The sequence below is a fragment of the Micromonospora sp. 4G55 genome (genome assembly GCF_016803375.1).
Map to the genome: position 1 here is coordinate 1 of NZ_JAEVHN010000194.1, position 10,332 is coordinate 10,332.

The following is a 10,332-nucleotide window of genomic DNA, read 5'->3' on the forward strand; positions in this document are numbered from 1 at the left end:
GCCGACCGCCGGCCGCGGGAGTGGGGCGCGGTGACGCGCGCTGGTGCTGATCGGTGGTCCTGGGCACCACCGTGCTGGTCGGCACACCCTCGGCGGCCGGTACAGCGTGGCCCCGCCGGTCCTGCTGATCACCTTCGGTGCGCTGCTCGCGCTGCTCCCGCCGCTGTCGCACGTGGTGCTGGAGCCGGAGGTGGTGCTGCTGCTCTTCCTGCCGGCGATCCTCTACCGGGAGAGCCTGGTGATCAGCCTCCGCGAGATCCGGGCCAACCTGCCGGCGATCACGTTGCTCGCCGTGGTGCTGGTGGCGGTCACGATGATCGTGGTCTCCCTGACCGTGCAGCAGTTCGGCGTCGAACCGGCCGCGGCCTGGGTGCTGGGCGCGGTCCTCGCGCCGACCGACGCCGCGGCGGTCGCCGGCCTCGCCAAGCGGATGCCCCGCCGGCTGCTGACCACGCTGCGCGCGGAGAGCCTGATCAACGACGGCACCGCACTGGTGCTCTTCTCCGTCACGGTCGGCCTGATCGCCGGGGGCGCCTGGCCGGCCGCGCCGGTCCTGCTCGGCCAGTTCGCCGGCTCGGCGGCGGGCGGGTCGCCGCCGGCCTGCTGGCCGGCGGGGTCGTGATCGCGATCCGTCGTCGCCTCGACGACCCGCTGCGCGAGGGCGCGCTGAGCGTGCTGACCCCGTTCTTCGCATTCCTGCTGGCGGAGCTCGTCCACGCCAGCGGGGTGCTGGCGGTGGTGGTCGCCGGCCTCGTCCTGTCCTACTTCGGGCCACGGGTGATCCGGGCGCGGTCCCGGGTGCTGGCGTACGCCTTCTGGGATCTCTCCACCTTCCTGATCAACGGTTCGTTGTTCGTCCTCCTCGGCATGCAGATCCCCCGAGCGGCAAAGAGCATCACCAGCACCTCGACGGTGCAGGCGCTGACCATCGGGGCGGTGGCGACCGCGGTGGTGATGGTGACCCGGATGATCCTGGTGCAGGTCTCCGGCTACGGCCTGGAGGTCATCGCCCGGCGGCGGTCGCAGGTCGGGGGCCCGACCGGCTACCGGGTGCGCACCGCGGCCGGATGGGCCGGCTTCCGTGGGGCGGTGTCCCTCGCAGCGGCGCTCGCGGTGCCGGTGACGACGAAGGCGGGCGACCCGATCGCCGAGCGTGACCTGATCATCTTCTGCACCGCGATGGTCATCGTGCTGACGATGGTGATCGAGGGCACCACGCTGCCCGCGGTGGTCAACTGGGCGCAGCTCAAGGGTGACGTGGAGCGGGAGGACGAGGTCCGGCGGGCCCGGACGGCGGCCACCAGGGCGGGCCTGGCCGCGCTCCCCGAGGTCGCCGCCGGGCTCGGTATCGGCGAGGACGCGGTCCACCGGCTCCGCGCCGACTACCAACGGCACCTGGAGGAGACGCTCGCCGCCGAGACGGGCGACGAGGCCGCCCAGGCCCGGGAACTGGACCGCCAACTGCGGCTCAACGTGCTCGACCGCAAGCGCCGCGAGGTCAACCGGCTGCGCGACAACAACGAGATCGACGACGCCGTACAGCGGGAGGTGCAGGCCGCGCTGGACATCGAGGAGATCCGGCTGCTGGGGCCGAGCACCAGCGAGTGACGCGCGGGCGCGCGGCGTCAGGCGCCCAGCCGCTGGCGCGCCAGGAACTTCGGCACGACCATCCGCCACGCCTCGGTCACCAGCTCGCCCATCTGGTCGTGGTCGAGCCGGTCGAGTCGGCAGCAGACCCAGTGGAAGCGCAGGTCGGACGCGCCGGGCAGGAAGAACACGTCCGGCTCGGCGGCGACGAGCGCGTCGCGTTCCTCCTTCGGGTAGCCGAAGCCCATCGTCGTCTCGTCGCGGGAGAACGCGACGTAGACGATGGCGCCCACCCGGAACTTCACCCGGTCGCGGATCAGGTGCTCGGTGGTGCGCGGCAACGTCAGTGCCAGCGACCGTACGTCGGCGACGGTGACCATGCGCCGACCGTAGCGGCAGGGGCCGACAGGCCCGGACGCTCAGCGCCCCCGGGCCTGGTTGACCCGGACCGCGCGCAGCAGGGTGCGGGGAGCGGCGAGCGAGTTCGGGTGGCGGCGCATCTCGACGACGGCGTCGAAGCGCCGGGCGGTCACCGGGTCGGTCACCGACGCGGCGGTGATCTGGTCGGCCACCCATCGGGAGATCCGGTATCCCGGCGGGCGCGGGCCGGGCACCGACGGGCGGGCCAGGTCGGCGGAGGTGGACATCCCCCAGGCCGCGTCGACCACGACCCGCTGCAACGCGAGGAACTCCCGGGCCGGCGGCGCAGGTCGGCGCCGGAGCGGAGGTACTCCGCCAGGCAGGAGGCGTGCATGGCCGCCGACGACATGCCCTGCCCGTAGATCGGGTTGAACGAGGAGACCGCGTCACCGACCGCGACCAGCCCGGCCGGCACCCGGCGGAGGCGGTGGAAGTCCCGCCGCCGGCTGTCGGCCTGCCGGTAGGTGCGGACCGTCCCGAGCATCTCGTTGGCCACCACCCGGGCGAACTCGGGGGGGAAAGTCGTCCCGGCACCGGCGGACGAGGTCGTCCGCGTCGCGGCCCGGCCGGTCGTCGCCGTAGCTGCCGAGCATCACGATCCACCGGTCGCCCTCGATGGCGGAGAAGGCGGCGCCGGCGATGTGGCCGCCGGCTGCGGCGGTGCAGCCGGCCAGCACCGCGATCGGCACCGGGTCCTTTTCGGTACGCCGGAACGTGGCGGTCGCGTAGTGCAGGTTGATCGCCATCCGGCGCATCGGGGGGCGTTCCCACCCGCCCCGCTCCAGCCAGTCGCCGAGGCGGCTCGACCGGCCGGTGGCGTCCACCACGAAGTCGGCGGGCGTGACGACCGGACCGGTGGCGCTCTCGTGCCGCACCCCGGTGACCGCCGTGCCGGCGAAGTCCAGGCCGGTGACGCGCCCGGGCAGCAGGGTCACGTTGGGCAGCGCCAACGTGCGGCGGCGGAGCAGCTCCTCCAGGAAGGGCCGGCTCGCCGCGATCATGTCGACGTCCGAGCCCGGGACCTTGCGCCGGCCGTCGAGGTAGCTGCGGCGGGCGGCGGCGGGCAGCAGGACGGCACCCTCGGCCACGGCCTGGCGGGAGAAGCCGGGGAACCACCGGTCGATCTGGTCCCGGCCCGCCGGCAGCAGGACGTGCATCTGGGTGCCCTGCGGCACACCGGCCCGGTGTCCGGTGCCCGCGCCCAGTTCGTCCCGGTCCACCACGAGCACGCTCTCGGCGTGCTCGGCGAGCACCCGGGCCGCCAGCAGCCCGGCCACGCTCGCGCCGAGCACCACGGCCCGGCCCATGGTCACCGATGGCGCGGGAGCGGCCCGGTGGCGCCGAGCCGGGCGAAGACGCGCGCGGGCGACTGATACATCACGACCTCCCGGGGGGCGGCGGTCCGGGTGCCGGCGTCGTGGTGCGCGTCCGGGCGTCCCCGCGGGTGCGAGGGGAGGCCGGGCTGCGGCCATCGACGGGGCAGGCCGAGCGGATTAGCTCTGCGGTGAGCCTCGCCGGCGAATCTAACCGCCCGGCCGCCCGCCGGCCCTCCGTCGCCACTGTCGCCATTCCGACGCTGTCGCCGCAAACGGATGAAATCCCCACCGGGCGCTTCCGTCGACCGGGCCTACCTCCGCCGGTTGCGGTCCGCCGCCGCCCGGTCGTCGTACTCGGCCTGGGCCGCCAGCACGGTGCCCAGCTCGCTCTCGACCAGCTCGATCAGCCCGATCAGCCGCTCGGCCACCCGGGCGCCGAGCGGCGTGAGGCTGTACTCGACGTGCGGCGGGATGGTCGTCTGCACGTCCCGCCGCACCAGGCCGTCCCGCTCCAGGGCCTGGAGCGTCTGGGACAGCATCTTCTCGCTGACCCCGTCGACGCGGCGGCGCAGCGCGTTGAACCGGTACGCGCCCTCGTGCAACGCGGAGAGGGCCAGGATCCCCCACTTGCCGGCGATGTTCTCCAGCGTGCGACGCGAGCCGCAGCCGCGGGCGAAGACGTCCGCGACGAGCTGGTCGTCGGCGTCCCTGGCGTCCGCTCCGCCGGGGTTGGTGAGGGGAGCAGTCATGGCCCGACGGTACCCGGCGGACACCCTCCGATCCACTGCACTTTCATCTGGGTTGGCACTTTCTAAAAGTTAGTGCATGCTTCAGGGCACCCGTCATCCCGAGGAGCAACCATGATCGTCGTAACCGGAGCCACCGGCCTGCTCGGCCGCCTCGTCGTCACCGAACTGCTCGACCGGGGCGTCCCCGCCCAGCAGATCGTCGCCGCGGTCCGCACCCCGGAAAAGGCCGCCGACCTGGCCGCCCGGGGCGTACTCGTACGGGAGGCGACTACGACCGCCCCGAGACCCTGGCCGGTGCCCTCGCCGGTGCCGACCGCCTGCTGCTCGTCTCGGCCAACGAGGTCGGGCGGCGGGTGGCGCAGCACCGCGCCGTCATCGACGCCGCCGTGGCGGCCGGGGTACGCCTGATCGCGTACACCAGTGTTCTGAAGGCCGACACCGCCACCTTCCCGCTCGCCACCGAGCACCAGGCGACCGAGGAGCTGATCCGGGCCTCCGGCCTGCCGTACGTGCTGCTGCGCAACGGCTGGTACACCGAGAACTACACCGGCAACCTGGCCGCCACGCTCCAGCACGGCGCGGTCCTCGGCAGCGCCGGTGCCGGTCGGGTCGCCGCCGCCACCCGCGCCGACTACGCCGCCGCCGCTGCCGCCGTCCTGGCCGGCGACGGCCACGAGAACGCGGTCTACGAGCTGGGCGGCGACGAGCCGTTCACCATGGCCGAACTCGCCGCCGAGATCTCCCGGCAGAGCGGTACCGAGGTGGTCTACCGCGACCTGCCGGTCGAGGAGTACGCGACGGCGCTGGTCGCCGCCGGCCTGCCCGAGCCGTACGCGGCCACGCTGGCCGAGTGCGACCGGGGCATCGCCCGGGGCGAGCTGACCACCGACAGCGGTGACCTGCGCCGCCTCGCCGGCCGCCCCACCACCACCCTCGCCGACGCGATCGCGGTGGCGCTCAAGGGCTGATGCCCTCGGCGCGGTGCCGGGTGCGCCCGGGCCACCGGCGCGTGCCGCGCACGTCGTGATTCGGGCGTTTGCGGCGGTGGGCGGCGGGAAGGACCGACCTCCACCTGCCGAACGGAGATGACGTCGATGGAGGACCTGGTCCACCGGTGCCCGCACACCCTCGCGGCGCGAGCCGGCGGGCGGATGCGCCGGAGCACGTCGTGACCGGGCCGGTGGCCGACGAGCCGCTCGGTGAGCTGGAACTCGTGCACAGCTTCACCGGGCCGATGCCGACCGGGGTCAGCGTTTCGCACACCGGCCGCGTCTTCGTCAACTTTCCGAAGTGGGGCGACCAGGTGCCGGCGACGGTGGTCGAACTGCGCGACGGCGCGGAGGTGCCCTTCCCGGACCAGCGGTGGAACAGTCCGTCCGGGGACGACGACGCGACGGCGTTCGTGTCGGTGCAGAGCGTCGTGGTCGACCCCGCCGACCGGCTCTGGGTGCTCGACACCGGCAGCCCGATGTTCCGACCCACCGCACCGGGTGGGCCGAAACTGGTCCGGGTGGACCTCGCCACCGACAGCGTCGGCCAGGTCATCACCTTCCCGACCGACGTGGCGCTGCCCACGACGTACCTCAACGACGTGCGCTTCGACCTGCGGCGCGGCGAGGCCGGCACCGCCTACATCACCGACTCGTCCCACTCCGGCCCGAACGGGATCATCGTGGTGGACCTGGCCTCCGGGGCGTCCTGGCGACGGCTGCACGACCACCCGTCCACCAAGGCCGAGCCGCTGGCGACGTTCCGGCCGGTGGTCGAGGGGCGGCCGCTGCTGGAACGCCCCGCCGACGGCCCGCCGAAGCCGGTTGCGATGGGCTCGGACGGCATCGCCATCTCGCACGACGGCGCCCGACTGTACTACTGCCCGCTCGCCTCGCGGCACTGGTACAGCGTGTCCACCGACGCGCTCGCCGACCCGGCGGTCGACGACGGCCTGGTCGCCGCGTCCGTGGCCCACGAGGGCGACAAGGGCGGCGGGTCCGACGGGCTGGAGTCCGACGACGCCGGCCGGCTCTACCTCACCTCGTACGAGCACAACGCGGTGCTGCGCCGCCGCGCCGACGGCGAGTACGAGACGCTGGTCCACGATCCCCGACTGCTGTGGCCCGACACGATGTCGGTCGCCACCGACGGGTTCCTCTACGTGACCGCCAACCAGCTGCACCGCCAGCCGACGTACCAGCGCGGCCAGGACCTGCGGCGCAAGCCGTACGCCCTGTTCCGGACCCGGATCGACGCCGGACCGGTGCTGCTGCGCTGACGCCGGACACCCGGGCGGGCCCCGCGCGCCGCGCGGGGCCGCCGCTCAGCCCTGCCGCGCCTTCTGCCGCGGGTCGGCCTTGTTGATCACGAACAGCTTGCCTCGGCGGCGGACCACAATCGAGCCCGCCTTCCGCTTCAACGCCCGCAGGGAGCTTCTGACCTTCATCCCGAGCCATCCCTTCCTGTGGTGACGCGCAGCCGTGACCGGTGGACGGTCGACTGGCACGAGGCGGCCCGGCGCCGGGACGTGTCGCCCGGGCCGTGGGCACACCGCGGCAGGTGTACCCGACCCGGCAGCGGGCATTCGCCGTACCCACGGTGGGCCGGGTGCGGGCTGACCGGGCGCTGACCTCGGCGCGGGCCTACGACCGGTGGTGGTTCCGCTGGGTGGTGGTGGAACTCCAGCCCTGCCGCCGGAGTCGGTCGAACCCGTCCAGCAGGAGGTCGAGAGCGAACTCGAACTCGAACTGGTCGTCACAGCCGGCACCGACGACGGACCGCCCGTCGTGGTCGGCCCGCGACGCGACCTCCGCGATGTGGGGATACCTGCGGGACATCTCCCGCAGCGCGGCCGCCTTCGTGCCCGGGTCGGGGCCCGGCGCGCCGTCGTCGAACAACTCCTGGCTGAACCCGAGGACGCGGCTCCCGAGCGCGTGCATCACGTGGTGCGTCAGGTCGACGGAGAGACCGCCGGCCCGGAACATCCCGATCATCGAGTCGAGGTACGCCAGGGTGGCCGGCGTCGGTCGGGTACGTGACTCGATCACCCGCGACGCCCACGGGTGACGCAGGAGCGCCTGTCGGGCGGACAGGATCCGCTGCCGCACGGCGCTCTTCCAGTCGACGTCGGGGTCCGGCGGGTCGATCTCCCCCACGACCACGTCGGCCATGCCGTCCAGCAGCTCTTCCTTGTTCGCGACGTGCTTGTAGAGCGCCATCGGCACGACGCCGAGCTCCTGCGCGAGCCGGCGCATGCTGAGCGAGTCGATCCCGGTGGTGTCGGCGAGCGCGACGGCGGCGCGCAGCACCCGCTCGGTGTTCAGCGGGCGACGCGCGGCCTCGCTCTGCTCGGTCACCGGCTCGCCCCTCCCCGTCCCGCTTGACAGGTGTACAGCGTACACCTAGGGTCCGTGCGTACTCAGGTGTACGGCGTACACCTGCCGGTCACGGACAGGAGTCGACATGAGCCCCACGAGAAGGACCGCGGTGGCCGCGGGAGTGTTCTTCCTGATCACCGAGATCGCCGCGATCGCGGGGCTGGTGCTCTACCGCCCCGCGCTGACCGACGCCGACTACGTCCTCGGGGCGGCGCCGACCCTCGGGTGCTGCTCGGCGGGTTCTTCGAGCTGATCCTCGTCGGCGCCGTCGTCGGCACGGCGGTCACGCTCTACCCCGTCGTCCGGCGGCAGCACCACGCCGCCGCTCTCGGCTACCTCTGCGTACGCCTCCTGGAGGCGGTCGTCATCGTCGTGGGCATCCTCAGCGTCCTGTCGGTGGTGACGCTGCGCCGGGACGTCGCCGGGACGGCCGGCACCGACGACGCCGCACTCGTCACCGCCGCCCGGGCACTCGTCGCCCTCCACGACTGGGCGTTCCTGCTCGGTCCCAACGTCGCGCTCGGGGCCAACAGCCTGCTCCTCGCCCACCTGCTGTACCGGTCGCGGCTGGTGCCCCGGTCCATCGCCGTGCTGGGGCTGGTCGGTGGGCCGCTCATCTGCGCCTCGGCGACCGCCGTGCTGTTCGGGCGCTACGAGCAGGTCTCCACCTGGGGCTCGCTCGCCGCGCTGCCCGTGTTCGCGTGGGAGGTCAGCCTCGCCGGGTACCTCATCCTCCGGGGCTTCGCGCCGGCCGGCGCGTCCGCCGGCGACGTCCCGACGGACCCGGTACCCGCGGAGCTGTCGGCCGGGTGAGCGGTCCGGCCGGGGATCGCCGGGCCGGCAGCCGCGGCACCGGCCCGGCCGGTCACGGCGTCGGACGCAGCCGCCCACGGGCCACCAGCTCGACGGTCAGCACCACCGCGACCGCCTCCACGGCCAGCAGCCCGACCAGGACGACCAGCTGGGTGATCCCGGCGGCGAGCGGACCCGCCCCGCCGAGCAGCATCCCGACGAAGGCGCCGGGCAGGGTCACCAGGCCCACCGTGCGGGTCTGGTCCAGCGCCGGGATCAACGCCTGACCGGCCGCCGGACGGCAGACCAGCAGCACCGCGTCGCGGGGCAGCAGCCCCAGCGCCAGGGCCGCCTCCACCTCGCCCCGACGGCCGGTCAGCTCGTCCAGGGCCCGCCGGCCGGCCAACGAGGTGGCGGTCATCGCGCCGCCGATCAGGATCCCGGCGACCGGGATGAGCGCGATCCCGCGCGCCGGCACCAGGCCCGCCAGCAGCAGACCGAGCACGACGGAGAGGCTGCCGGCCACGATCGGCACGGCGGCCCACCACCCGCGCGCCCCGCCGGTGATCCGCCGGCCGGAGGTGCCCGCCGCGACCGCGCACATCACCACCACGAAGGCGGCGGTGGCCCACAGCGACGCCACGATGGCGGCGATCAGCAGCGACACCGCCGCCAACTGGACCGCCGCGCGGACGGCCGCGACCGCGATCTGCCGGCCGTGCCCGAGCCGGCCGACGGTGGCGAAGGCCGCCGCCACGGCGGTCAGCACGACCAGGGTCACCGCCAGCTTCGGGCCGACCACCAGCATCGTCGACGACATCGGGTCAGTCTGCCGCGACCTCGCGCGCTCCGCCCGGCACCGCCCACCCGGGACCCGGCGACGGTCAGCGGGCGGGCTCGCCGCCGGCGGCGCGGGTGATGTCCAGCAGGTGGTGTTCGGCTTCGTGGATGGTGTGCCGGCCGAGCCAGAGCAGCGTCCGGGCCCGGGGTTCCGGCCACGGGTAGACGCCGGTGCGGGCGAGGTCCGCTTCATCGAGTGCGGAGAACCGGGTCGCCAGGTCGCTCGCGGCGGTGGCCAACGCGGCGAGCACCACCGTCGGGTCCTGTTCGTTGTAGGCGTCGGTGACGGCGCGTTCGTCGCGGCCCATCGGGGTGAACTCCGGCTCGTCGACGGTGAGCGCCAGGACCAGCCGATCGGTCTGGACCCGGAGCACGTCCCGGACGTGGCAGGCGTACTCCAGTGGCGACCACACCCCCTCGGCCGGTCGCCGCCGCAGGTCCGCCACCCCGTCCAGCGCGGTCGCGTACCGCTCACCGACCGCGCGCAGGAGCCGCGGCAGGTCGGCGGCGGAGACGTCGGCGTAGTCGAAGCCGCACTCGTCGCATCGATCCACCCGCTGAGGCTAACGGCACCAGCACGGGAGGGGACCCCACGGCGGCCGGCGGCGACGCAACACCCGCGCGTGGACGGAACTCGGGCCGCGTCCTCGTGGGCGCGACGGCGATCCGGCAGGATGGGTGGATGTCCGTGCTGTCCGTGCTGCCTCGCCCGATCGTCGCCGCGCCGATGGCCGGCGGCCCGTCGACACCGGCCCTCGCGGCGGCCGTCTCGGCCGCGGGTGGCCTGGGCTTCCTGGCCGCCGGGATGATCAGCGCCGACCGGCTCGCCGCCGACGTGGCCGAGGTCCGTACCCGCACCGACCGCCCGTTCGGCGTCAACATCTTCCTACCGGACCCGAACGGCCATGCGGTCGACGAGGCCGCTGTCCGGGCGTACGCCGAACGGCTCGCCCCGGAGGCCCGGCGGCACGGGGTGACGCTCGGCGAACCGGTCGGCGGCGACGACGCGTACCCGGAGAAGCTGGCCGCCCTGCTCGCGGACCCGGTGCCGGTGGTGTCCTTCGTGTTCGGGCTGCCCGACCGGGCGGCGGTGGCCGCCTGCGGGAGCGGGGCACCGAGGTCTGGGCCACGGGTCACCAGCCCCGACGCGCCTCGGCGGCGGTCGGACTCGGCGGTGGACGCCGTCGTCGTGCAGGGCACCGAGGCCGGCGGGCACCGCGGTGGCCTGCCGGACGACGACGACTACGGGGTGCTGCCCCT

General features: G+C 74.2%; 13 protein-coding genes and 2 pseudogenes. 7 read left to right on the top strand and 8 right to left on the bottom strand.

From position 1 onward, the window contains the following. Positions 1-106 precede the first annotated feature (106 nt). Positions 107-1,608 (top strand): annotated as a pseudogene (locus JNW89_RS17320) (Na+/H+ antiporter). Positions 1,609-1,625: 17 nt separating this feature from the next. Here JNW89_RS17320 and JNW89_RS17325 read toward each other — a convergent pair. The 4 genes from JNW89_RS17325 to JNW89_RS17340 all read right to left on the bottom strand — a co-directional run bounded on the left by JNW89_RS17325 (position 1,626) and on the right by JNW89_RS17340 (position 4,072). Beyond that, a complete protein-coding gene (locus JNW89_RS17325) occupies positions 1,626-1,967 on the bottom strand; it encodes an MmcQ/YjbR family DNA-binding protein (RefSeq protein WP_238449708.1) in 342 nt (113 codons plus the stop codon). Between the two features lie 39 nt (positions 1,968-2,006). Next, positions 2,007-2,267: a hypothetical protein gene (locus JNW89_RS17330; protein WP_238449709.1), complete on the bottom strand. Its 261-nt coding sequence runs from the start codon at positions 2,265-2,267 to the stop codon at positions 2,007-2,009. Positions 2,268-2,393: 126 nt separating this feature from the next. Beyond that, positions 2,394-3,320: an NAD(P)/FAD-dependent oxidoreductase gene (locus JNW89_RS17335; protein ID WP_238449710.1), complete on the bottom strand. Its 927-nt coding sequence runs from the start codon at positions 3,318-3,320 to the stop codon at positions 2,394-2,396. Between the two features lie 314 nt (positions 3,321-3,634). Next, the gene (locus tag JNW89_RS17340) at positions 3,635-4,072 is read right to left on the bottom strand and encodes a helix-turn-helix domain-containing protein (RefSeq protein ID WP_238449711.1); all 438 of its coding nucleotides are present in this window, start codon (positions 4,070-4,072) and stop codon (positions 3,635-3,637) included. Positions 4,073-4,183: 111 nt separating this feature from the next. Here JNW89_RS17340 and JNW89_RS37695 point away from each other — a divergent pair. The 3 genes and pseudogenes from JNW89_RS37695 to JNW89_RS17350 form a co-directional block, all read left to right on the top strand. Continuing rightward, a pseudogene (locus JNW89_RS37695) lies at positions 4,184-4,255 on the top strand (hypothetical protein); the annotation flags it as partial. Between the two features lie 104 nt (positions 4,256-4,359). Continuing rightward, positions 4,360-5,040 (top strand): NmrA family NAD(P)-binding protein, encoded by a 681-nt coding sequence (locus JNW89_RS17345; RefSeq protein ID WP_306344876.1) that lies wholly within the window; start codon positions 4,360-4,362, stop codon positions 5,038-5,040. 200 nt (positions 5,041-5,240) lie between these two features. After that, complete coding sequence (locus JNW89_RS17350; protein WP_238449712.1) at positions 5,241-6,341, top strand: major royal jelly family protein; 1,101 nt, start codon at positions 5,241-5,243, stop codon at positions 6,339-6,341. A gap of 45 nt (positions 6,342-6,386) precedes the next feature. Here JNW89_RS17350 and JNW89_RS17355 read toward each other — a convergent pair whose 3' ends face one another. Beyond that, positions 6,387-6,509, bottom strand: coding sequence for a ribosomal protein bL36 (locus tag JNW89_RS17355; RefSeq protein ID WP_238449713.1), 123 nt, complete (start codon positions 6,507-6,509; stop codon positions 6,387-6,389). Between the two features lie 196 nt (positions 6,510-6,705). After that, on the bottom strand, positions 6,706-7,419 hold the full coding sequence (locus JNW89_RS17360; protein WP_238449714.1) for a TetR/AcrR family transcriptional regulator C-terminal domain-containing protein: 714 nt from the start codon (positions 7,417-7,419) through the stop codon (positions 6,706-6,708). Between the two features lie 106 nt (positions 7,420-7,525). Between JNW89_RS17360 and JNW89_RS17365 the strand changes: the two genes are divergently transcribed. Further along, on the top strand, positions 7,526-7,693 hold the full coding sequence (locus JNW89_RS17365; RefSeq protein WP_238449715.1) for a hypothetical protein: 168 nt from the start codon (positions 7,526-7,528) through the stop codon (positions 7,691-7,693). Beyond that, positions 7,666-8,253, top strand: coding sequence for a DUF4386 domain-containing protein (locus tag JNW89_RS17370; RefSeq protein ID WP_238449716.1), 588 nt, complete (start codon positions 7,666-7,668; stop codon positions 8,251-8,253). Before JNW89_RS17365 ends, JNW89_RS17370 begins: the two co-directional genes overlap by 28 nt. Positions 8,254-8,305: 52 nt before the next feature. Here JNW89_RS17370 and JNW89_RS17375 read toward each other — a convergent pair whose 3' ends face one another. Beyond that, positions 8,306-9,052 carry an ABC transporter permease gene (locus tag JNW89_RS17375; RefSeq protein ID WP_238449717.1) on the bottom strand — a complete coding sequence of 249 codons (747 nt, stop codon included), beginning with the start codon at positions 9,050-9,052 and terminating at the stop codon, positions 8,306-8,308. 64 nt (positions 9,053-9,116) lie between these two features. Then, positions 9,117-9,626, bottom strand: a complete 510-nt coding sequence (locus tag JNW89_RS17380) for a DinB family protein (protein WP_238449718.1) — start codon at positions 9,624-9,626, stop codon at positions 9,117-9,119. A gap of 128 nt (positions 9,627-9,754) precedes the next feature. Here JNW89_RS17380 and JNW89_RS17385 point away from each other — a divergent pair. After that, the coding region (locus tag JNW89_RS17385) for a nitronate monooxygenase (RefSeq protein WP_238449719.1) at positions 9,755-10,332 on the top strand (578 nt) is incomplete at its 3' end.

Coding starts and splice junctions, on each gene's coding strand:
- JNW89_RS17325 (WP_238449708.1), bottom strand. CDS start 1,967: ATGGTCACCGTCGCCGACGTACGGTCGCTGGCACTGACGTTGCCGCGC.
- JNW89_RS17340 (WP_238449711.1), bottom strand. CDS start 4,072: ATGACTGCTCCCCTCACCAACCCCGGCGGAGCGGACGCCAGGGACGCC.
- JNW89_RS17355 (WP_238449713.1), bottom strand. CDS start 6,509: ATGAAGGTCAGAAGCTCCCTGCGGGCGTTGAAGCGGAAGGCGGGCTCG.
- JNW89_RS17365 (WP_238449715.1), top strand. CDS start 7,526: ATGAGCCCCACGAGAAGGACCGCGGTGGCCGCGGGAGTGTTCTTCCTG.
- JNW89_RS17375 (WP_238449717.1), bottom strand. CDS start 9,052: ATGTCGTCGACGATGCTGGTGGTCGGCCCGAAGCTGGCGGTGACCCTG.